General features: G+C 66.0%; 21 protein-coding genes and 1 pseudogene. 6 read left to right on the top strand and 16 right to left on the bottom strand.

Features of this window, described 5'->3' with window-relative positions; all coding sequences use genetic code 11:
- Positions 1-201 precede the first annotated feature (201 nt).
- Both cysD and cysN read left to right on the top strand, forming a co-directional pair.
- Entirely contained in the window at positions 202-1170 is a 969-nt protein-coding gene (gene cysD, locus ACYVJ8_RS15875; RefSeq protein ID WP_460714171.1) for a sulfate adenylyltransferase subunit CysD, read from the top strand.
- Entirely contained in the window at positions 1170-3071 is a 1902-nt protein-coding gene (gene cysN, locus ACYVJ8_RS15870) for a sulfate adenylyltransferase subunit CysN (protein WP_460714169.1), read from the top strand. Before cysD ends, cysN begins: the two co-directional genes overlap by 1 nt.
- 49 nt (positions 3072-3120) lie before the next feature.
- On the opposite strand, the gene ACYVJ8_RS15865 is transcribed toward cysN, so the two are convergent.
- Positions 3121-3381 carry a GlsB/YeaQ/YmgE family stress response membrane protein gene (locus ACYVJ8_RS15865; protein ID WP_460714167.1) on the bottom strand — a complete coding sequence of 87 codons (261 nt, stop codon included), beginning with the start codon at positions 3379-3381 and terminating at the stop codon, positions 3121-3123.
- Between the two features lie 153 nt (positions 3382-3534).
- Positions 3535-5025, bottom strand: coding sequence for a M20 family metallopeptidase (locus ACYVJ8_RS15860; RefSeq protein ID WP_460714165.1), 1491 nt, complete (start codon positions 5023-5025; stop codon positions 3535-3537).
- A 230-nt stretch (positions 5026-5255) separates the two neighbouring features.
- Here ACYVJ8_RS15860 and ACYVJ8_RS15855 point away from each other — a divergent pair, with 230 nt between their 5' ends.
- Both ACYVJ8_RS15855 and ACYVJ8_RS15850 read left to right on the top strand, forming a co-directional pair.
- Positions 5256-5591: a ComEA family DNA-binding protein gene (locus tag ACYVJ8_RS15855; protein ID WP_460714163.1), complete on the top strand. Its 336-nt coding sequence runs from the start codon at positions 5256-5258 to the stop codon at positions 5589-5591.
- Between the two features lie 226 nt (positions 5592-5817).
- Complete coding sequence (locus ACYVJ8_RS15850) at positions 5818-6423, top strand: HutD/Ves family protein (RefSeq protein WP_460714161.1); 606 nt, start codon at positions 5818-5820, stop codon at positions 6421-6423.
- Positions 6424-6466: 43 nt separating this feature from the next.
- On the opposite strand, the gene ACYVJ8_RS15845 is transcribed toward ACYVJ8_RS15850, so the two are convergent.
- From ACYVJ8_RS15845 to ACYVJ8_RS15795, 11 genes are all read right to left on the bottom strand, one after another.
- Positions 6467-7144, bottom strand: coding sequence for a PepSY-associated TM helix domain-containing protein (locus tag ACYVJ8_RS15845; protein ID WP_460714159.1), 678 nt, complete (start codon positions 7142-7144; stop codon positions 6467-6469).
- A gap of 29 nt (positions 7145-7173) precedes the next feature.
- On the bottom strand, positions 7174-7860 hold the full coding sequence (locus ACYVJ8_RS15840; protein WP_460714157.1) for a Fe2+-dependent dioxygenase: 687 nt from the start codon (positions 7858-7860) through the stop codon (positions 7174-7176).
- Between the two features lie 59 nt (positions 7861-7919).
- Entirely contained in the window at positions 7920-10271 is a 2352-nt protein-coding gene (locus tag ACYVJ8_RS15835; protein WP_460714155.1) for a TonB-dependent receptor, read from the bottom strand.
- A 131-nt stretch (positions 10272-10402) separates the two neighbouring features.
- Positions 10403-10726 carry a non-heme iron oxygenase ferredoxin subunit gene (locus ACYVJ8_RS15830; RefSeq protein ID WP_460714153.1) on the bottom strand — a complete coding sequence of 108 codons (324 nt, stop codon included), beginning with the start codon at positions 10724-10726 and terminating at the stop codon, positions 10403-10405.
- A gap of 26 nt (positions 10727-10752) precedes the next feature.
- Entirely contained in the window at positions 10753-11301 is a 549-nt protein-coding gene (locus tag ACYVJ8_RS15825) for a GNAT family N-acetyltransferase (protein WP_460714151.1), read from the bottom strand.
- The gene (locus tag ACYVJ8_RS15820) at positions 11298-11555 is read right to left on the bottom strand and encodes a hypothetical protein (protein WP_460714149.1); all 258 of its coding nucleotides are present in this window, start codon (positions 11553-11555) and stop codon (positions 11298-11300) included. The genes ACYVJ8_RS15825 and ACYVJ8_RS15820 overlap by 4 nt, the downstream gene beginning before the upstream one ends.
- 69 nt (positions 11556-11624) lie before the next feature.
- Positions 11625-12860: a cysteine desulfurase gene (locus tag ACYVJ8_RS15815; RefSeq protein ID WP_460714147.1), complete on the bottom strand. Its 1236-nt coding sequence runs from the start codon at positions 12858-12860 to the stop codon at positions 11625-11627.
- On the bottom strand, positions 12857-14152 hold the full coding sequence (sufD, locus tag ACYVJ8_RS15810; RefSeq protein WP_460714145.1) for a Fe-S cluster assembly protein SufD: 1296 nt from the start codon (positions 14150-14152) through the stop codon (positions 12857-12859). The genes ACYVJ8_RS15815 and sufD overlap by 4 nt, the downstream gene beginning before the upstream one ends.
- 1 nt (position 14153) lies before the next feature.
- A complete protein-coding gene (gene sufC / locus ACYVJ8_RS15805; RefSeq protein ID WP_460714143.1) occupies positions 14154-14948 on the bottom strand; it encodes a Fe-S cluster assembly ATPase SufC in 795 nt (264 codons plus the stop codon).
- Between the two features lie 106 nt (positions 14949-15054).
- Positions 15055-16536: a Fe-S cluster assembly protein SufB gene (gene sufB / locus ACYVJ8_RS15800; RefSeq protein WP_460714141.1), complete on the bottom strand. Its 1482-nt coding sequence runs from the start codon at positions 16534-16536 to the stop codon at positions 15055-15057.
- A 70-nt stretch (positions 16537-16606) separates the two neighbouring features.
- Complete coding sequence (locus ACYVJ8_RS15795) at positions 16607-17071, bottom strand: SUF system Fe-S cluster assembly regulator (RefSeq protein ID WP_460714139.1); 465 nt, start codon at positions 17069-17071, stop codon at positions 16607-16609.
- 172 nt (positions 17072-17243) lie between these two features.
- Between ACYVJ8_RS15795 and ACYVJ8_RS15790 the strand changes: the two are divergent.
- Both ACYVJ8_RS15790 and ACYVJ8_RS15785 read left to right on the top strand, forming a co-directional pair.
- Positions 17244-17708: pseudogene (locus tag ACYVJ8_RS15790) on the top strand (SET domain-containing protein); the annotation flags it as partial.
- A gap of 349 nt (positions 17709-18057) precedes the next feature.
- Positions 18058-20364, top strand: a complete 2307-nt coding sequence (locus tag ACYVJ8_RS15785; protein WP_460714137.1) for a DUF5916 domain-containing protein — start codon at positions 18058-18060, stop codon at positions 20362-20364.
- On the opposite strand, the gene ACYVJ8_RS15780 is transcribed toward ACYVJ8_RS15785, so the two are convergent.
- Genes ACYVJ8_RS15780 through ACYVJ8_RS15770 form a run of 3 tightly spaced genes read right to left on the bottom strand, consistent with a single transcriptional unit; the run spans position 20365 to position 22245 of the window.
- Entirely contained in the window at positions 20365-20862 is a 498-nt protein-coding gene (locus ACYVJ8_RS15780) for a putative toxin-antitoxin system toxin component, PIN family (protein ID WP_460714135.1), read from the bottom strand.
- Positions 20863-20869: 7 nt separating this feature from the next.
- Complete coding sequence (locus ACYVJ8_RS15775; protein WP_460714133.1) at positions 20870-21604, bottom strand: hypothetical protein; 735 nt, start codon at positions 21602-21604, stop codon at positions 20870-20872.
- Positions 21604-22245 carry a hypothetical protein gene (locus ACYVJ8_RS15770; protein ID WP_460714131.1) on the bottom strand — a complete coding sequence of 214 codons (642 nt, stop codon included), beginning with the start codon at positions 22243-22245 and terminating at the stop codon, positions 21604-21606. The genes ACYVJ8_RS15775 and ACYVJ8_RS15770 overlap by 1 nt, the downstream gene beginning before the upstream one ends.
- Positions 22246-22259: the final 14 nt, after the last annotated feature.

The following is a 22259-nucleotide window of genomic DNA, read 5'->3' as shown; positions in this document are numbered from 1 at the left end:
TGCTGCGAGGCTAGTGATGCGATCGCGCGGCGAGAAAGGACTTCGCGCTATGCGCTTATGCCGAGCCTGCATCTCGCACGCCGGCGGGCGGGCGATAATGCCGCCCCGAGCCCAACCGGGCGCCCCGGCCCGATTTGCGTCACGATTGGGGTCTGTGAGTGCCCGCTTTCCGCTGACCCGCTTTTCCCTGATTGTCCGCCGATGTCCCTGCCGTCTCCGAGTCCCTCCGTCCTGAACGCTCTGTCCCTGAACTCGCTAACCAACAGCGGGGCCGCCCTCAGCCATCTCGACCGCCTGGAGGCCGAGAGCATCCACATCCTGCGCGAGGTCGCCGCCGGCTTCCGCAATCCGGTGATGCTGTATTCGGTCGGCAAGGACAGCTCGGTGCTGCTGCATCTGCTGGGCAAGGCCTTCGCGCCCGGTCGCCCGCCGATTCCACTGCTGCACGTAGACACGAGCTGGAAGTTCCGCGAGATGATCGCTTTCCGCGACCGTCGCGCCGCCGAAACCGGCGTCACCCTGCACGTGCACACCAACCCGGACGGTATCGCCCAGGGCATCGGGCCGATCAGCCACGGTGCCACCGTGCATACCGACGTGATGAAGACGCAGGCGCTGAAGCAGGCGCTGGACAAGTTCGGTTTCGATGCGGCGATCGGTGGTGCAAGGCGTGATGAGGAGAAGTCGCGCGCGAAAGAACGCATCTTCTCGTTCCGCAACGAGCAGCACCGCTGGGATCCCAAGAACCAGCGACCCGAACTGTGGAATCTCTACAACACGCGCATCCACAAGGGCGAATCGGTCCGTGTCTTCCCGATCTCGAACTGGACCGAGCTGGACGTGTGGCTCTACATCTTCCGCGAGAAGATTCCGGTGCCTTCGCTGTACTTCGCTGCGCAGCGGCCGGTGGTCGAGCGCGACGGTGCGCTGATCATGGTCGACGACGAGCGCCTGCCGTTGCGCGCGGGCGAAACGCCCGAGTTCAAGCAGGTGCGCTTTCGCACGCTGGGCTGCTATCCGCTCACCGGCGCGATCGAGTCGGATGCGGACACGCTGGAGAAGATCATCGCCGAGATGCTGGTCGCGACGACTTCCGAAAGGCAGGGACGCGTGATCGACCACGATCCTTCCGCATCGATGGAGAAGAAGAAGCAGGAGGGCTATTTCTGATGACCGCCGCGAACCCGCTCCTGACAGGCGATAGCGCAGCGGCCGCCGTTGCCGCCTACCTGCATCAGCACGAAACCAAGGGCCTGCTGCGCTTCATCACCTGCGGCAGCGTCGACGACGGCAAGAGCACGCTGATCGGCCGGTTGCTGTACGAGAGCAAGGGCTTGTTCGAGGACCAGCTCGCCGCGCTCGACCAGGACAGCCGCCGCCACGGCACCCAGGGCGACGACATCGACTACGCGCTGCTGCTCGACGGCCTCGCCGCCGAGCGCGAGCAGGGCATCACCATCGACGTGGCCTACCGTTTCTTCAGTACCGACAAGCGCAAGTTTATCGTCGCCGATTGCCCGGGCCACGAGCAGTACACGCGCAACATGGCGACCGGCGCCTCGACCGCCGACGTCGCCGTCGTGCTGGTCGATGCGCGCAAGGGTCTGCTGACGCAGACGCGCCGGCACAGTTACATCGTCTCGTTGCTGGGCATCCGGCACGTGGTGCTGGCGGTCAACAAAATGGATCTGGTCGGCTACGACCAGGCGGTCTTCGACGAGATCGTCGCCGGTTACCGCGAACTGGCCGAGCAACTCGGCATCGACCACATCACGGCTATTCCGCTGTCCGCGCTCAAGGGCGACAACCTGCTCAAGGGTTCGGCGAACACGCCGTGGTACGCGGGCATCAGCCTGCTGGAATATCTGGAGACCGTCGAAGTCGGCCAGCACGGCGGCGACATCGGTTTCCGTCTCCCGGTGCAATGGGTCAGTCGTCCGAATCAGGATTTCCGCGGCTTCGCCGGTACCGTGGCCGCGGGCAGCGTGAAGCCCGGCGACGTCGTCGTGGCGTTGCCGTCCGGCGTGCGTTCCCAAGTAGCACGGGTGATCGGCACGCAGGGCGATATGGACGCGGCCGTCGCCGGCCAGTCGATCACGCTGACCCTCGCCGACGAGCTCGACATCAGCCGCGGCGACGTGATCGCCGCCGCGCAGCGGCCGCCGCAGGTATCCGACCAGTTCGCCGGCCACGTGCTGTGGATGGGCGAGCAGCGCCTGCTGCCGGGTCGTCCGTACTGGCTGAAGATCGGCACGCGCACCGTCAGTGCCAGCGTCACCGAGATCAAACACAAGGTCGACGTCAACACGCAGGAACAACTGGCCGCCAAACACCTCGAACTCAACGAGGTCGGCTACTGCAACCTGCACCTCGACCACGCCATTCCCTTCGAGGCATACGCCGACAACCGCGAACTGGGCGGCTTCATCCTCATCGATCGCCAGAGCAACGCCACCGTGGCGGCCGGCACGATCGATTTCGCCCTGCGCCGCGCCGGCAACATCCATTGGCAGCACGTTGATGTCGACAAGGCCGCGCGCGCGCGCAGCAAGGCGCAGGCGCCTCGCTGCGTGTGGTTCACCGGCCTGTCCGGCTCCGGCAAGTCGACGGTCGCCAACCTGGTCGAGAAGCGCCTGCACGCGATGGGGCACCACTGCTACATCCTCGACGGCGACAACGTGCGCCATGGGCTCAACAAGGATCTGGGCTTCACCGACGAGGACCGCGTGGAAAACATCCGCCGCGTGGCGGAAGTGGCGAGGCTGATGGTCGACGCCGGCCTGATCGTGCTGGTGAGCTTCATCTCGCCGTTCCGCGCCGAACGGCGGATGGCGCGCGAGCTGTTCGAGCCGGGCGAGTTCGTCGAAGTCTTCGTGGATACGCCGCTGGACGTCGCCGAGCGGCGCGACGTGAAGGGCCTCTATGCGAAGGCGCGAGCCGGCAAGATTCCCAACTTCACCGGTATCGACTCGCCATACGAGGCGCCCGAGAACGCCGAACTGGTGCTGGACACGGTGAATGAGGCGCCGGAGGCGCTGGCGGAACGGGTGATCGCGCAACTGCTGGATTGAAAAACAAAACCCCGGCTTCGGCCGGGGTTTCGTCTTCCTGAGTCGAGGGTCATGCGGCCCTGGGCGTCTTCTTGCGGATGGCTTCGTAGATGAAGAGCAGGATGACGGCGGCGACTATCGCGCAGGCCCAGACCACGAGCGTGCCGCTCAGGTTGAGCATGGCCGCGACGCGGCTGCCGACCAGAGCGCCGGCGATGCCCAGCAGGATGGTGAGGATCCAGCCCATCGGGTCCGCGCCAGGCTTGAAGAAGCGGGCCAGGATGCCGATGACCGCGCCGCCGATGATGTAACCAATGACGCCTTCGAACATGGAGGTACTCCTTGCTGAATCGTTGGTTGGTGTGGGGCCGGGCCATCCTATTCAGCCTTGCGGGGGGCGGCACGCTGCGGTGCAGCGCGGGGGCGCAGGGGCCAACGAAAAAGCCCGGCCGGGGCCGGGCTTTTCCATGACACGGAGGGTGAATCAGCAGCAGCCGTGATCGCCGTGGTGCTCGCCGCCGGCCACGGCCACGACGCCGCGGGTTTCGCCGCGCTGGCTCGCCAGGTGGTGTTCGGCGATCACGCGCGACACCGAGGCGGTGACCCGCTTGCCCATCGGGATATGCAGGAATTCGTTCGGACCGTGCGCGTTCGAATGCGGGCCCAGCACGCCGGTGATCATGAACTGCGCGCCCGGGAACTTCTCGCCCAGCATGCCCATGAACGGAATCGTGCCGCCTTCGCCCATGTACATCGCCGGCTGGCCGAAGAATTCCTGGCTGGCCGTGTCGATGGCGTTCGACAGCCAGGACGACATCGCCGGTGCGTTCCAGCCGGTGCTGGCCTTTTCCAGTTCCAGCGTGACCGTCGCACCGTTGGGCGGATTGGCTTCCAGCGTCTGCTTCAGCAGCTCGCCGGCCTTCTTGCCCTCGAGCGTCGGCGGCAGGCGCAGGGACAGCTTCACCGCGGTGAAGGGGCGCAGCACGTTGCCCGCCGACGACAGCGGCGGCATGCCGTCCACGCCGGTCACCGACAGCGCGGGACGCCAGGTGCGGTTGAGCACGAGTTCGCTTAGGTCATCTGCCATGGGCTTCATGCCCGGCAGCAGCGGGAATTTGTCGAAGATCGCGGTGTCCAGCACGCGCGCGGCTTCCTTGGCCTGCTCCAGGCGCTCGGCGGGAACCTCGACATGCAGGCCGTCGAGGATGATGCGGCCGGTCTTTTCGTCCTCGATACGCGAGAGCAGCTGGCGCAGCAGGCGGAAACTCGACGGCACGATCCCGGACGCGTCGCCCGAGTGCACGCCTTCTTCCAGCACCTTGACGGTGAAGTTGCCGCCGGCCAGGCCGCGCAGCGAGGTGGTGCACCACAGCTGTTCGTAATTGCCGCAACCCGAATCCAGGCACACGACCAGCGAAGGCTTGCCGATACGGTCGGCGAGATGGTCGACATACGCGGGCAGGTCGTAGCTGCCGGATTCCTCGCAGGCCTCGATCAGCACCACGCAGCGCGAATGCGGCACGCCTTGCTGCTGCAGCGCCATGATCGCGGTGAGCGAACCGAAGATCGCATAACCGTCGTCAGCGCCACCGCGGCCGTACAGGCGGTCACCCTTGATCACCGGCTTCCAGGGGCCGAGGTCCTCGTCCCAGCCGGTCATCTCCGGCTGCTTGTCGAGGTGGCCGTAGAGGATCACGCAATCTTCGTCGCTGCCGCCATTGCTGGCCGGGATGTCGATGAAGATCAGCGGCGTGCGGCCTTCCAGGCGCACCACTTCCAGCTGCATGCCGGGGATGGTCTGCGCGCGCCCCCACTTCTCCATCAGCGTCACGGCGGCATCCATGTAGCCGTTCTTGACCCAGTCGGCATCGAACATCGGCGACTTGTTGGGGATGCGGATGTAGTCGACGAGTTGCGGAACGATTTCCTCGTCCCACTTGGCGGACACGAACTGCTCGATCTTGCGGCTATCCATCGGGGCTTCCGGCTGCGGACTTTTCGCGCGAAAAGCCCGGTTGGTTGGGGCGGGCAGTTTAGCGCAGGTGGGATTTTTCCCAGCGCCGGACGCGGTTCCGTCCTACCCCCGGGTGCGGCGACCGCCGCTGGGCCGAGCCGGCGGCGGCCGGGAGACTGGACACACCGGCCGGAGCGGCCGGCTTAGCCACGGACCGGACTACCAAGGACCGGATCAACCAAGGAGCCTTTATGAAAAAGATCGCCCTCTTGCTGCAGACCCTGCTTCTCGCCCTGTTGTTCAGCGGTGCGGCCCTCGCCGCCGAGAAGGTCAACATCAACACCGCCGACGCGGCGACCATCGACCGCGTGCTACTGAATATCGGCAAGAGCAAGGCCGAAGCCATCGTGGCCTATCGCAAGGCCAATGGGGCCTTCAAAAGCGCCGAGCAGTTGACCCTGGTGAAGGGCATCGGCCTCAAGACGGTGGAAAAGAACCGCGACCGCATCGTCGTCACCGGCGGTGCGCCGGCGCCTGCCCGCGCGCCCGCCACACCGGCGGCTCACCCGGCGCCCACCAAGCATTGACGCGGCGGGGGGCTGGGGCAGGAGGCCCCAAGGAGATCAGGCGCGCAGTCCGATGCACGGAACCGATCAGAACCTGCAAGCGCAGGCCTGAGGACAACGCGCAAGCCTGGACAAGGACGTGTCGCCGGCCGCGAAAGGATGCGAGGCCGGCGGATTGCGCCTCAATGGAGGAAGCGTCGGATCAAGCGCGTGGCCGGCGGTGCGGCCAACCCCGCTAAACTGGGGCATGCCCGAATCCGCATCCATCAGCCGCTCTTGGGTCATCCCAGCGAACGAATATCGCCGCGAACGCTGGCGCAATCAGATGGGCTGGACGCGTGAGATTTATCGGGCGCCGGAGGACGGCGATTGGAACTGGCGGCTGTCTATCGCGGAAATCGAGCGCGATTCCGCCTTCTCTTCGTTTCCCGGGATCGATCGCGAACTGGTGCTGCTGTCGGGCAACGGCATGCGCCTGCGTTTCGGCGACGGTGAAGTCCATGAACTTCATCCCCCGCACAGCAAGCTGCGCTTCGCCGGCGAGCGTGAAGTCACCGGCGAGCTAATGGATGGCCCGACGCACGACTTCAACCTGATGTGGCGACGCGACCGCGTGCAGGCCGAACTCTGGCATCGGCCGCTGGTGGGCCCCATGGTCATCTTCGCGGAGCCCGGGACCACATGGGCCGTGCACCTGCTCGCGGGCCATGCGCGCTTCTCGGATCGCTCGGGACTGCCGCCGCTGGAAGCAGGCGATACCGCGCTGCTGCAGGCGGGAGCCGAGCGCCTGCGGCATGTCATCGAAGGCGGTGGCGAACTCCTGCTCGTGCGCGTAAGCCCGCACGCCGACTGATAGTCAGCGGGGTCGGGTTCCGCTTGGACCCGAGGGCAGCGCCTCAGGCGAGCGCCGGCCCGAGCACGATCACGATCACCACGACCGACAAGGCGAGGATGCTGACGGCCATCTGTTTCGGCGTGCGTCCGCGCGCCCACATCCAGATGCCTGACAGGCCCAGCAGCAGCATGCCGATGGCGAAGCTGTCGGCGAGCAGGTTCCAGGCCCACCCGCCGCCCACGCCCTTGTGCAGGCGGCCGATCGCGGCAAGCAGCGAATGCGAAGTGCGCTTCAGCTCGGCCGTGTCTTTGCCCGGCGTGTATTCCAGTTGCCATGAATCGCTGGCGGTACCACCGCTCAGGTTCCATTTGGATGCCTGCTTTCCATCCTTGCGTCCGCCCTCGCTGGCCTTACCTTCCTTGCCGCCCGGCGGACCCTTGCGGATCACCTGGGCATCGAGGCGGTGGGTTTCACGCAGCCACAGCGACAGTTCTTCCGGCGACTTGCGCGCCGCCGCCGGAATCTGCAGCTCGACCCGGCCCGCCTCGTTGCTATCGCCTTGCGGCCAGGCGTTGTCGCCGAAGCGGTTGTTCATCACCAACCCGGAAAAGCCGTAGATGATCGCGGCCAGTGCACCCCATGCGCCTATCCACAGATGGATCTGGCGCACGAAGCGATAAGCCGTATTGCTGCGGCGGCGTGCGGCGAGGGCGGCGTCGTTGGCGGTCGTTGCGTTCATTGCGTCGGGTTCGAAGAAATCGGGCGGCGTCAGGTTTCGGCCCAGCGCCGCAGCAGGTTGTGGTACACGCCGGTGAGTTGCACCAGCGCAGGATGCTCAGGCACGTCCTGAGTGAGGCGGCGGATCGATACATCCAGTTCGAACATAAGCCGGCGTTGCGCGTCCTCGCGCAGCATGCTCTGGATCCAGAAGAAACTCGCCAGGCGTTCGCCGCGGGTAACGGGCGTGACCTTGTGCAGGCTGGTGCCGGGGTAGAGCACCAGATCGCCGGCGGCAAGCTTCACCTGCTGCGTGCCGTAAGTGTCTTCGATCACCAGCTCGCCGCCGTCGTATTCGTCGGGCGAACTGAGGAACAGCGTCGCCGAAAGATCGGTGCGGATGGGCTCCGCGCCGCCGCGCGAGCGGTCGTAACGCACGGCGTTGTCGACGTGAAAACCGAACGACTGCCCGCCACCGTAGCGGTTGAACAGCGGCGGATAAATGCGCTGGGGCAGGGCGGCGGAAAAGAACGTCGAATTGCGCGCCAGCGCCTGCAACACCATGCCGCCGAGTTCACGCGCGACCGGATCGTCTTCCGCGAGCTGCGCGTTGTCCTTGGCTTGCGCCGACTGGTAGCCGGCGGTGACGCGGCCATCGGCCCAGCTCGCCTGCGCCAGGCGCGAGCGAAAGTGCGCGACCTGTTCGGCGGTGAGAACTTGCGGGACGTGCAGCAGCATCGTGGCGCTTCCTTCGTGCACAAGCCCGTCGGAACGGGCTTGCGGTGGTGGGTGCCGAATTAGAACCTGTAAGCGGCGGTCAGCACTACCGAGCGCGCGTCGCCGGGCGTCGCCCAGCCGTTGTTGCGCACGCGGGTGTAGTACTCCTTGTCGAACAGGTTGTTGGCGTTGAGCTGCAGACTCAGGCTGTCGCTGACCTGGTAGCCGACCATCGCGCGGTGCGTGGTGTAGCCCTTGATCCAGCCGGCATTCGCGCCGGAGGTGTTGTACCAGTCGTAGCCGCTCTGGTAGGTCACGCCGTAACCGAAGGTCCAGCGCTCCAGCTCGTAGGTCGACCACACGCTGCCCGAACGCTCCGGCGTGCCGCTGATGGCACGGCCTTCGAACGGATCCGGGTTGGCGGCGGTGTTGTTGCAGGCGGTGCTCGGGTGCGCCTTGCAGAAGTCCGAGACGCCCTGCAGCACTTCGCTATCCAGCCAGGTCATGTTGGCGAACAGCGACCACGCATGGGTGAGGTGGCCCGCGGCGCTCAGGCTGATGCCGTCGACGCGCGCTTCGCCGTCGAGCTGCTGCTCGCCCAAGGGATTGTCGGGGTTGTTCGGATCCGACACGCGATAGTTCTGGCGGTCGTTGCGGAACACCGCCGCGCTCAACGACAGCTTGCTGTCGAGAATGTCCCACTTGGTGCCGAGTTCGATGTTGACGGCGGTCTCCGGGTCGACGTTGCAGTTCGCGGTGCCCGTGGTGCTGCTCGCGGTGCACGAGCCGTTGACGGAGGCCTTCGATGGCGTCTTGCTGTTCGCGTAGGACAGATAGACCGAGCCGTGCGCCGTCGGCTTGAACACCACGCCGGCGCGATACGAGAACAAATCGTCGCTGTTGCGCGCCGCAGGCGGAATGGACAGCACCTTGCCGATGTTGGTGTTGTCCGGGCGCGGATTGGCGGCCGTGGGCGCGGTGTAGGTCTTGATATTCCACACCACGCTGTCACCTTCGTTGTGCTCGAAGCGGGCGCCGAGATTGAGCATCCAGCGCTCGCCGAACTCCAGCGTGTCGAAGAGGTAGGCGGCCTGGTTGTCCAGCGTGCCTTCGGTGCGGCCGATCAGCGTCGGGTTGATCTGGCCGGTATGCACGTGGTTCGGATGGCTGATCGACGTCGTCGGCAGCGTGAACACGGTGCCGTCCGGATTGCGAAGCAGACTCATCGACGTCAGGTCGAAGGTTTCGTGCGAGAAGGAGACGCCACCGACCAGCGCATGTTCCACCGCGCCGGTATTGAAGTGGGTGGTGAAGTCGGTCTGGCTGATCGCGATCGCGTTGCGGGTGTCGCGCTGGTGCCCGCGCGGACCGCCGCTGGGGACGAAGGTGTTTGGTGCCGCGCAAGCCTGGCCGTTGGCCGGATTCACGCCATTGGCCAGACACCACGTGCCTTGCGGTGCATCGACGACGCTGAGCTGGTCGACCTGCTGGAAGCGGGCCAGGCTGCGCAAGGTGGAGGTTTCGCCGATGTCCTTTTCGAACACGCCGGTCAGCATGTCGACGTCGATTTCCTGCTTGTCGAGATTGCTGTAGCCGTAATAGTGCGAGCGGTCCGCACCCGGCAGCGGGCCGCCGAAGGCGCTGAAATACGGCACGCCGTATTGCGGCGTGTTGTCGTCGTGCTGGTGGAGGTAGCTCAGGCTGAAACGTGTATCGGTGCCCAGGCCGAACACGATCGACGGCGCGATGCCCCAACGTTCGTATTCCTCCACGTCGCGGCCCGGCACGTCGTTGCGATGGACCATCGCATTGAGGCGGACGGCGGTGCCGTTGTCGAGCTCGTGGTTGGTGTCCACGGAAATACGACCATAGTTGTCGGTGCCGGCGCTGCCCTGCAGCAGGGTGAAGTCGCCGCTGCGCGCGTGCTTGCTCACCAGATTGATGTTGCCGCCGACGGAGCCCGCACCCGAGTACACCGAGTTCGCGCCGTTGATCAGTTCGACCGACTCCACGTTGAAGGTGTCGGTGCGGCTGTACTGGGCGCTGTCGCGCACGCCGTCGGTGGTTATGTCCGTGCTCGCGTTGAAGCCGCGCAGGGTGATGCTGTCGCCGTACCCGCCGCCGCCTTCGCCGGCACCGAAGGTGATGCCCGGCAGCGTGGTGAGCACGTCGCGCAGCGAGAGCAGGTTCTGCTCCGCCATTACCTGCTGGGTAACCACCGTGATCGTCTGCGGCGTGTCGATCAGCGCCTCGGTGTATTTGACCGAGCTCGACGTGGTGACGCGCTGGCCCTGGACTTCGACCTGATCGAGGTCGCGCGCGGAGCGCGAAGATGCGGCGTCTGCCGGACCTTCGGCCAGGGCATTGAAGCTGAGGGCGAACGACAGGGCGGCCGTGAGCGGGCTCACGGCGGGGAGGCGGTGACGGGGCATGACTTCCTGAAGAAATACGCGGCTTCATTGCCGCTTCAGGCCCGCATGTTAATGAGAGCGATTCGCATTTACAAGCAGCTGAACAGCAGCGGGCTATTGCCGCAAACCGATTTCACCCGGGAAACGATGGATCAGCTGCGATCGTCGCGCGTCCAGACGCCGGTTTCGTCGACCTTGACCGGAAACTTCACCACCGGCGCATAGGCCGGCGCGCACAGCGGACGCCCGTCGCGCACGTCGAACTTGGCGCCATGCAATGCGCATTCGATGGTGGCTTCGTCGCCGTCGAAGTGACCCGCGGATAGCTCGAAGTCCTCGTGCGAGCACTTGTCTTCCATCGCGTAATAGTCGCCGTCGTAGTTCAGCACCAGGATGGGCGTGTCACCGTCCCAGGCGACGGCCGTCTCGCCGGGAAGCAGTTGCGACGCGGCGCAGACGAATACCCAATCACCCATTGCGTGTTCCTTCGTTGACGGCCGAATCAGAGGGTCTTTTCGAGCACTTCGAAGCGCAGGTCGTCGCGCTTGGGCATGCCGAAGCGTTCGTCGCCGTAAGGGAAGGGCTTCTTGATGCCGGTACGGCGGTAGCCGCGGCGCTCGTAGAAGGCGATGAGCTCGTCGCGGATGTCGATGACGGTCATGCGCATGGCCGGCAGCTTCCAATCCTCGCGCGCCACGCGCTCGGCTTCGGCGAGCATCGCCTTGCCGATGCCGCTGCCCTGCAGATTGGGACGGACCGAGAACATGCCGAAATAGCCCGCGCCATCCTCGACCGCTACATGCGCGCACGCGAGCAGTTCGGTGGCACCGTCCTGCGCTGCGCGCTCGGCGATCAGGATGCGGCTGTCGGGCCGGACGATGCAGGCCTGGATGTCGTCGGCGCCGGTGCGGCGGCCGCCGAGCATGTCGGCTTCCGTGGTCCAGCCTTGTTTGCTGACGTCGCCACGGTAGGCGGATTCGACCAGGGCGACCAGGGCTTCGGTATCGGCCGGGGTGGCGTTGCGGAACTGGAGTGCGGTGTCGTGGCTCATGCGAAGAATCGGGAGAAATAGGGAATCAGCATCAGCACCAGCAGCACGCAGACCAGCGGGATGGCGATCAGCAGAATGAATCGGATCGCCTTGCCGGCGCGTCCTTGGATGGCCTCGGCGCGATCGTTGATGCGCTCGATGCGGGTCAGCTGTTGCTGGTACATCGCGATGTGTTCGCGCTGCAGAGCCATCGCTTCGCGCTGGTTGTCGCGGATCTCGCGCAGCAGGGCGGTCAGTTCGGCGGAGTCGGCCATGTCGGTGGGCGGCTGGGAGGTCGGCTAAGCGTAGGGCGGGCCCCGGCCCGCGACAATGGCCGCGGGTGCCTATGCCAGCAACTTGCGCACCTTGCGCAGCGCCGCCACGAACGCCTCGACCTCTTCGTGCGTGTTGTAGAACGCGAACGAAGCCCGGCAGGTCGCCGGCACGCCGAAGTGGTGCATCAGCGGATGCGCGCAGTGGTGCCCCGAGCGGATGGCCACGCCTTCCAGGTCCAGCAGCGTCGCCAGGTCGTGGGCGTGCGCGCCCTCGACGAGGAAGCTGATGACGGCCGCCTTTTCGGCCGCGCGACCGAAGATGCGCAGGCCTTCGACCTTATCCAACTCTTCGGTCGCATGCCGCAGCAAGGCGTGCTCGCGCGCTTCCACCTGCGCCATGCCGAGCGAGGACAGATAGTCGACCGCCGCGCCGAGCCCGATGAAGCCGGCGATGTTCGGCGTACCCGCTTCGAACTTGTGCGGCGCGTCGTTGAAGACCGTGCCTTCGAAGCGCACTTCCTTGATCATCTCCCCACCGCCGATGAAAGGCGGCATCGCGACGAGATGCTCGCGGCGCGCCCACAGCGCGCCAGTGCCGGTGGGGCCGCACATCTTGTGGCCGGTGAACGCATAGAAATCGCAGCCGATCGCGGCGATGTCGACCGGGCGGTGCGGCGCCGCCTGCGAACCGTCGATCGCGGTGACGATGCCGCGCTTGCGTGCTTCGCGGCAGATCTCGCGGACCGGATTGACCGTGCCGAGCACGTTGGACACGTGCGTCAGCGACAGGATCTTCACTTCCGGCGTCAGCAGCGCGTAGAGCGAATTGAGGTCGAGTTCGCCGGCCGCATTGATGTCGGCGACCTTGATCTTGGCGCCGGTGCGTTCGGCGACCAGCTGCCACGGCACGATGTTGGCGTGGTGCTCCATGCGCGTGAGCACGATCGCGTCGCCCGGTTGCAGGCGCGGCAGCGCCCACGAGTACGCGACCAGGTTGAGCGCGAAGGTCGTGCCGCTGCACAGCACCAGCTCGTCCGCGCGCACGTTGAAGAACGAGGCCAGCTTGCGGCGCGCACCCTCGTAAGCGTCCGTCGCCTCCGTGCCCAGGGTGTGCACGGCACGGCTGACGTTGGCGTTGTGCCAACGGTAGAAGTCGTCGACCGCCTCGATCACGCTGACCGGCTTCTGACCGGTGTTGGCGGAATCCAGATACACCAGCGGCTTGCCGTGCACTTCGCGCGTGAGCAGCGGGAAGTCGGCGCGCACGCCAGCCCAGTCGATGGCGGTGGCGAGCGAGGCGTTCATGCGGGCTCCATGCGAGCGAGGGCGGCATCGAGTTTGGTTGTGAGCGTTTCGCGCAGGGAAACGTCATCGACCACGGCGAGTGTTTCCCGGCAGAACGCCGCAGTCAGCAGCGCGCGCGCCTGGGCTTCGGGGATGCCGCGGCTGCGCATGTAGAACAGGGCGGTCGCATCCAGTTGGCCTACGGCGGCGCCGTGCGCGGCCTGGACTTCGTCGGCGTGGATTTCCAGCACGGGCTGGGTATCGATTTCAGCGCCGGCCGAAAGCAGGAGGTTCTTGTTCGACAGGTCGGCGACGCTGCCGTCGGCGCCTTCGCGGATGGTGATGCCGCCGTGGAAGGCGGCCTTTCCGCGGTCGGCGCCCAGGCCGCGCCACAGCAGTTCGCAGCGCGAGTCGCGCGCGGCATGATCGATGCCCAGCCGCGTGTCGAGATGGCGCTTGCCATCGGCGAGCAGTACGCCGTTGGAGATCACTTGCGCGCCTTCGCCCAGCAATGCGACGTTGAGTTCATGGCGCGAGAGCGCACCGCCCAGTTCCAGGTCGAGGCGCAGATAGGTCGAGCTGCGCGCCAGCACGGCGTCGGTACGCGCGAACAGCGCGGCATCGGTCGACTCTTCCTGCACGCGTACATGAGTCAGGCGTGCGCGCGCCGCCAGATGCACGTGGACCAGGCTATTGGCGAAATGCGTGTTCGCGCCGGCCGCGAGGTGATGCTCGACCACGGTCAGCTCGGCATCGCCGCGCAACTCGATGAAGTGGCGCGCATGCGAGGCCAGGTCGCGCTCGGCTGGAGCGCCAACGAAAACCAGGTGGATCGGCCGGCTCGACGCCGCGCCTTCCTCCGCGCGCAGAATCGCGCCGTCGTCGGCGAGCGCGGCATTGAGGCGGGCAAAGACCTCGTCCGCGCGATCGAAGCGACGAGCGAGGAAATTGACTTCACGCTCGTGGCCGTCGGCGAGCGCCTGCGACAGCGGCTGCAAGGTCACGCCTTTCGGCAATCCGGTCGTGTCGCTGTGTGCGGGATCGAAGCGGCCGTTGACGAAGACCAGGCGCGGCGCCGGCATGCCGGCAAGCAATGCCGCGTCCACCACCGCCGGCAGCGATGCCGACGGCGCGAAGGTGCGGCGTTCGAAAGCGCGCAGCGGCGTGTACTTCCAGCGTTCGCTGCGGATGCCGGGCAGGCCGTCGCGCAGCGCGGCGGTCAGTGCATCGCGGCGCGATTCGCCCAGACCTGCGGCCTCGCGGCTGGGCACGGTGTCGAAGGCCGATGCGAAGGAGTCGAGCAGGGCGCTCATGTCAGGCGGCCGCTCCTGGTACGGCATGTTCCGGCGCGGTACGTCCGGGGGCAACGCGCTCCTTCACCCAAGCGTAGCCGTGCTCCTCCAGTTGCAACGCGAGTTCGGGACCACCGGTCTCGACGATGCGGCCGTCGGCGAGCACGTGCACCACGTCCGGCGTGATGTAGTCGAGCAGACGCTGGTAGTGGGTGACGACGAGGAAGGCGCGTTCGGGCGAGCGCAGCGCGTTGACGCCCTCGGCGACGTTCTTCAGCGCGTCGATGTCCAGGCCGCTGTCGGTTTCGTCGAGGATCGCCAGCTTCGGTTCGAGCAGGGCGAGCTGGAAGATCTCGTTGCGCTTCTTCTCGCCACCGCTGAAGCCCTCGTTGACCGCGCGCTGCAGCAGGTCGTCCTTCAAATGCAGCACGGCCAGCTTCTCGCGCACCCGCTTCAGGAACTGCATCGAATCCAGCTCGCTCTCGCCGCGCGCCTTGCGCTGGGCGTTGAGCGCGGCGCGCAGGAAGTAGGTGTTGTTCACGCCCGGGATCTCGACCGGGTACTGGAAGGCGAGGAACACGCCGGCGGCGGCGCGCTCTTCCGGTTCCAGCGCGAGCAGGTCGCGACCTTCGAACTGCACCGAGCCTTCGACGATGTCGTAACCCTCGCGACCCGCGATCACGTTGCCGAGCGTGGACTTGCCGGCACCGTTGGGCCCCATGATCGCGTGCACTTCGCCCCGCTTCACTTCGAGCGAGAGGCCTTTGAGGATGTCCTTGCCGGCGACGCGGACGTGGAGGTTTTCGATCTTCAGCATGTTTGGTTCTCTGTTTTGTCTTTGTGGGCGATTCAGCGCTGTGGCTGCGTTCGCCCCTCATCCGCCCTGCGGGCACCTTCTCCCCGCGAGGCGGGGAGAAGGAAAATCATCCGACTGCGCCTTCCAGTGAGACCTCAAGCAACTTCTTGGCTTCCACCGCGAACTCCATCGGCAGTTCCTTGAACACCGACTTGCAGAAGCCGTCCACGATCATCGACACCGCGTCTTCCTCACTGATGCCGCGCGAACGGCAGTAGAAGAGCTGGTCGTCGCTGATCTTGGAGGTGGTGGCTTCGTGCTCCACCGTCGCCGAGGGGTGCTTCACCTCGATGTAGGGGAAGGTGTGCGCCCCGCACTTCTTGCCGATCAGCAGCGAATCGCACTGCGTGTGGTTGCGCGCACCTTCGGCAGTCTTCTCCACGCGAACCAGGCCGCGGTAGGAGTTTTGGCCGTGGCCGGCGCTGATGCCCTTGCTGACGATCTTCGACTTGGTGCGCTTACCGATGTGGATCATCTTGGTGCCGGTGTCGGCCTGCTGGCGGTGATGCGTCAGCGCGACGGAGTGGAATTCGCCCACCGAGTCGTCGCCCAGCAGCACGCACGACGGATACTTCCAGGTGATCGCCGAACCGGTTTCGACCTGGGTCCAGGTGATCTTGCTGCGCGCGCCGCGGCATTCGCCGCGCTTGGTCACGAAGTTGTAGATGCCGCCGACGCCGTTCTCGTCGCCGGGGTACCAGTTCTGCACGGTCGAATACTTGATCTCGGCGTCTTCCATCGCGACCAGCTCGACCACTGCGGCGTGCAGTTGGTTCTCGTCGCGCTGTGGCGCGGTGCAGCCTTCCAGGTACGAAACGTAAGCCTTCTCTTCGCACACGATCAGGGTGCGTTCGAACTGGCCGGTCTCGCTGGCATTGATGCGGAAATAGGTGCTCAGTTCCATCGGGCAGCGCACGCCCTTGGGAATGAACACGAACGAGCCGTCGGAGAACACAGCGGAGTTGAGCGCGGCGAAGTAGTTGTCGCCGGTAGGAACGACGCTGCCCAGGTACTGCCGCACCAGTTCGGGATACTCGCGGATCGCTTCCGACATCGAGCAGAAGATCACGCCCTTCTCGGCCAGTTCCTTGCGGAAGGTGGTGCCGACCGAGACCGAGTCGAACACGGCGTCGACCGCGACGCCGGCCAGCTTGGCGCGCTCATGCAGCGGCACGCCGAGCTTCTCGTAGGTGTCGAGCAGTTCCTGCGGCACTTCGTCCAGCGACTTGTACTTCGGGCCCTTGGGCGCGGAGTAGTAGCTGATCGCCTGGAAGTCGATCGGCGCGATGTCGAGCTTGGCCCAGTGCGGCGCGGTCATGGTGAGCCAGTGGCGGTAGGCCTTGAGGCGCCATTCCGTCATCCATTCGGGCTCGTTCTTGCGCGCGGAGATGGCGCGGATCGTGTCCTCGTCCAGGCCGGGGGGCAGGGATTCGGATTCGATCGCGGTGACGAAGCCGGCTTCGTACTTGCGGCCGAGTTGCTCGCGGATTTCGCGATTGGACTCTTCGCCAATGGGGACGGCTTGGTTTTCGATGAGTTCGGTGGCCATGTGGCTGCCTACTGAGTTGTTCGTTGCTTGCATGGAGGGGCCATGCGGTCCGGAGGGCGGGCTGGGCGCCCTACGTGGCGGCCAGGCGCAGGTCGATGCGCTTGGCCATGGGTTTGGGAGGCGGGGGCGCCAGCATCTGGGCGAGGGTGATGCCGCGCAGGGCGTCGATCACCACGTCGTTGATGCGATTCCAGTTGGCGCGCACGCCGCAGGACTGCTCGATGCCGCAATTGCCGCTGTGAACGCTGCATTCGGTCATGCCGAGCGGGCCTTCCAGCGCTTCGACTACCTCGATCAGGCCGATGGCCTCTGCCGGTCGCGAGAGCCGGTAGCCACCGTTGGCGCCGCGGGCGGCGCAGACCAGTCCGGCCTGCGCCAGCGGCTTGAGCACCTTGGCGACCGTGGGCGTCTCCAGTCCGGCCCGTTCAGCCAGTTCCGAGGCGCTGAGCACGGCCTCGGGCGCGCCGACCTGGTGGGCGGCGAGCACGGTCATGACCACGGTGGCGTAGTCGGTGAGCTTGGCGACGCGGAGCATGGGGGGCTGGGCGGGGTTGAATTCGTACTGGAATTGTACTGATTCAGGCCAGGCCAGTCGAGCTATGGCAAAAAGCGGGTTCGGGAGTGGCTCTACGCCGCCATGTCCACCATGACGGCATCCTCGCTTTCAAGCACAATCGCCGCCTTTCGCCCTTTCTGCCGGACCTTCAATGCCCCGCAAGATCGCCACCCGCCGTTCCACCATTCATGGCAACGGCATGTTCGCCGTAGCTCCGATCAAGAAGGGCGAACGCCTGATCGAATACAAGGGCCGCCGCCGCACCCACGAGGAAGTGGACGAGGGCGATACCGGCGACGTCGACTCCGGCCACACCTTCCTGTTCACGCTCAACGACGAGTACGTGATCGACGCCAACTACGAAGGCAATTCGGCGCGCTGGATCAACCACAGCTGCGATCCGAACTGCGAAGCGGTGCTGGAAGAGGACGACGGCGACGACCGCCGCCAGGACAGGGTCTTCATCGAAGCGGTCCGCGATATCCCCGCGGGCGAGGAACTGTCGTACAACTACGGCATCCGCCTCGAGGAAAAGCACACCAAGGAGCTGAAGAAGATCTGGGAATGCCGTTGCGGATCGCCTAACTGCACCGGCACCATGCTTCAGCCAAAGAAAGACAAATCCAAGAAGAACAAGAAAAAGGACAAGAAGAAAAAGAAGGGCAAGGGAAAGAAGGACTGATCCACGTCCTTCACCTGCCGGCGCCGGGTTCTCCCGGCGCTTCTTTTTTGCGGCACGTCCCGTGAAAAACGGCCGCGCGCCGCCGTCGCGCGACAGCGCTACGAAGGGATGTGAAGGCGGCCTTCACTTCGCCTCGTATGGACGATGCGCGAAGTAGGCAATTGGTTGGCATGACTTTCGCCATTCGGTAACGGCCGGAGTCGGCAATACCCTGCCGGCCAGGCGGGCAACTGTCCGGCCCGCGACGCCGCTTGCGGCGCCAGCCAATCACACCGGACCCTTCATGCGCGCAACGCTGACCACCGCCATCCTGGCCGCGCTCGCCGCGCCTCCTGTTTTCGCCGCGGTCGAGGTCGACGGCCGCATCGATCCCGCCGAATGGCAGGGCGCCCAGCACATCACCGATTTCCGCCTCACCCAGCCCTTGTCGCGCGCACCGGCGCCGCAACCGACCGAGGCCTGGATCCTCGCCACCGACAAGGGCCTGGCGATCGCCTTCCGCAACCAGCAGGCCCCCGGCATCGCGCGCACGCGCCAGCGCGCGCAGCGCGACCAGGGCGCGCAGGCCGACCGCGTCAACCTGTATGTCGACTTCGACGGCGACGGCCGTAGCGGCTACAACTTCACCGTGTTGCTGTCCAACAGCATCATCGACGCCACGATCACCAACGAAAACCAGTTCAACACCGACTGGGACGGCGACTGGCGCCACGCCACCAGCGAGGACGAAAGCGGCTGGTCGGCGGAAATGCTGATCCCCTGGCACATCGCGCCGATGCGCGATGTCGAGAACGGCACGCGCACGCTGGGTGTTCAGCTCGACCGCGTGATCGGCGCCACCGGCGAACGCGCGGCCTGGCCGGCGGTGAGCTTCCAGGAAACCCGCTTCCTGACCGCGCTCAATAAGGTGGAGGTGCCGGCGTTCAGTCAGTCGCTGTTGGCGATCACGCCGTACACGTCGGTCGTGTACGACAACATCGCCCACAAGGCCGACTTCGACGCCGGTGCCGATATCTTCTGGAAGCCCAACGGCCGCTTCCAGCTGAGCGCGACGCTCAATCCTGACTTCGGCCAGGTCGAGAGCGACCAGCTGGTGGTGAACTTCAGCGCCAACGAGACCTTCTTCAGCGACAAGCGGCCGTTCTTCACCGAGAACCAGAGCTACTTCGACGTCCCGTTCGGATCGCTCAACACCAGCAACAAGCTGATCTACACGCGCCGCATCGGCGCCAACGCGGACGACGGCAGCGGCGCCGGCGACGTGACCGCGGCGGTGAAGGTCAACGGCAGCCTGGGTGCGATGAACTACGGCGTCTTCGCCGCCACCGAGGCGGACGAAGCGGGCCGCGATTTCTATGCGGTGCGTACATCGCGCGATTTGGAGAAGCAGGGCTTCGGCGCCATGGTCACGCGCGTCGAGCGGCCCTGCTACGGCCAGGACGCGAACGGCTGCCTCGAGCGCGAAGCCAACGTCTACGAAGTCGATCACCGTTGGACACCAACGTCGCAATGGTCGATCCGCACCACCCTGGTGGGGTCGGACGTGGACGGTCTGGGAACGGATGCCTTCGGCCGGCCTGACGCTGGCGCGAGCGGCAGCGACATGGGCGGCCAGATGCGCATCGACTGGGACATGGGCGAGGGCTGGCGGCAGCAGCTGTACATGCTGCACCTGGGCGACAAGCTGCAGCTCAACGACTTCGGCTTCCTGGAGCGCAACAACTTCAACTACGCGCGCTACGACCTGGGCAAGCGTTTCACCAATCTGCCGGAGACCTCGCAGTACAGCGCGGCGGACTGGCATTGGGCGACCTCGCGCCGCGTCAACGACCATGGCCTGCACATCGCCGATGCCTACGCGATGAACCGCAACGGCCAGCTGCGCGACGGCGGCAACGATTTCTTCGAGATCGCGACGTGGACCTCGGGCCACGACGACCGGATCCTGCGCGGCAACGGCGTGGTCGACATGCCGGCGAAGTACTTCCTGTTCTACGAACGCAACCGCCCGCGCCAGGGCGACGGCCACTGGGAGTTCTACGGCAACACGCGCTGGACGTCCGAGGGCCTGGACACGCCGGGCAAGGGCCAGCTGCAGCTCGACTTCGAGCCGACGTATCACGTCAACGACCGCCTGCGCTTCTTCACCGCCTGGTACTTCGAACACAACCAGGACTGGCTGCTGTGGCGCGGCGGCAATCTGCTGGGCAGCTACGAGGAAGACATGATCCTGCTCAACGCCGGCAGCGTCTTCCTCATCAACGACAAGCAGGAACTGCGCGTCCGCCTGGAAGCGATCGGTCTGGACGGAAAGGCCAAACGGGCCTACCGCGTGGCCGCCAACGGCGAACCGGTGCCGTCGGCGGAAGCGATCCCCGACGTGGGCCTGCGCAACCTCGGCTTCCAGGTGCGTTACCGCTACGAGCTGGCGCCGCTGTCGTACCTGTACATCGCCTACGTGCGCGGCGGTTCGTTCTTCGAGGAACTCGAAGGCGGCGGCTTCCGCGCCCGCGACGAATTCCAGGACGCCTTCAGCCTGCGCGACAGCGAGCAGCTGCTGGTCAAGCTGTCGTATCGCTTCGAGCTGTAATTACGGCGGAGCGCTGGCGGCGTGCGCCGCCAGCCATGCTTCGGGTGTGAGAATTTCGAACAGTCCGTCGCGCCGCGCGCGGCGGGCCAGCGAGAGCAGGTGATCGTCGCGGCTCAGTAGCCAGCGCGCGCCCGCGCGGATGGCTAGATCCAGGAACTTCTGGTCATGCGGATCGCGGCAGCGCGGCGCTTGCGGCGGGTCGTCCGAAACATCATCGCCCGCCATGGGCAGGGCGAGCACGAGCGTATCGAAGCGAGTCTGCGCGGCTATGCGCATGCATTCGTCCAGTTTGAGCACCGGATAGGTCAGCACCCGCCGCCATTCCTCACGGCAGGCCTCGTCGGTGACGGCCGTGATCTGCGCCGCCAGCAACGCGCGATGCAGGCCTGCGCAGCGAGCGTCATCGAAGACGAACAGGTCCAGGCACACGTTCGTGTCCAGGACCAGCCGTGGAGTCGCCGACGTGCCCTCGCCGATGGAAGCGTCGCGGACAGACATGCGGCGATCAGAGGTCGTCTTCGCCGGGGAAGCTCACCCACAGTTCGCTCACCACTACCGCCTCGCCCTGCTTCGGGTAATGCGGATCGTCGCTGCGGAAGCTGGCGTCGCCAGTCGGGTAGTCGTTCTCTTTGGCGGCTTCGCGCGGTCCCAGGCGCCAGCTGCGGATCACCGGACCTTCGCGTTGTGCCGTCAGCGCACCGCCATGCAGGTCTTGCACGGCGCCGCCGTAGTCCCAGCCGAATCCGCTGAAGGTGATCGGCTTGCCGTTGCGCTTCGCCAGTTCCGCCAGCGTGGTGCCGATCTTGATGCCGTCACCCATGCGCCATTGCGACTCGGGCTCGAAGACGCGGACCTGCAACAAGCCATGCAACTTGTCGGCGTCCTGGAAGTACAGATAAGCGCGTCGCGTCGCGTCGTCGGGAAAGAGGATGACGCCGCGCGAGCTTTCGCCTTCGGCACCGGGCACGTCGCCGATCTGCACGTTCGCCGCGCCGAAGGTCTGACGCAGGGAATCGGGCGTGCTGTCGGGCGCGAACGAGCCAGGGAGTACCAGGCTCGCAGTCGCTTCGTCGGCTTTTGCCGCAACGGGCTGCGGCTCGGCTGCAGGCGGCGGTGCTTGAGCGGATGTGGGCGAAGGCTTGGCTTCCTGCGTCGTAACCGGGGCCGCCTCGCGATTGCAGGCCATGAGCAACAGCGCGCAGGCGATCGCGAGGCCAGTGCGTGCACGCCAGCTCGCCATCACTGCGTCTGCTCCTTGAGGTCGGCCGATGCGATCCGCCACTGGCGCTGTTCCGGCGTCGCGCCGTCGACGACGGCGCGGCGCAAGGTGTAGCGTCCGCTGAAGCGCTGCTGCGTCCCGTCGCGGCGCGTCGCGGTGATCGTCACGGGGATCTGGATGTAGCGCGAACCGGCGGCGGCATCGACATTGCCGGGCGCCTGCATCTCCACCGAAACACCCGTGGTATCGGCGAAGCCGGCGGCGAACTGCTGCGGCGACTGCCCGCTGGTGCGCCCGGCATCGGACCACAGTCCGTAGGCGCGGTTGAAATCGCCGCTGTTGATCGCGCCGTAGTAATCGCGGATGACGGTGACGGCATCCTCGGGCGTGGGTTCGCCGGCCACGCTGTCGACGGCGGTCGCGTCGGGCATCAGCGGATTGCCGTCCTCATCCACCGGAACGTCGGCAGCTTCCGTCTCCGGCGGCCCGACCGGGCCCGGACCGGGACGGGCCGGCATACCGGTCACGCCGCCGGACGTGCCGGACGGCGCGGGCAGTTGTTCGGCCGGGCTGCCGTCGGCCGCGGTTTGTTTCGCTTCCTTGTCGCCGCAGCCGATCAGCAGCGCGGGGAGCAGGAGCAATGCAATCAGGCGAATACGCATCGGGACGATCTTAG

This window comes from Lysobacter terrae (genome assembly GCF_054782215.1).
This window is presented reverse-complemented; position numbering and strand designations above follow the sequence as displayed.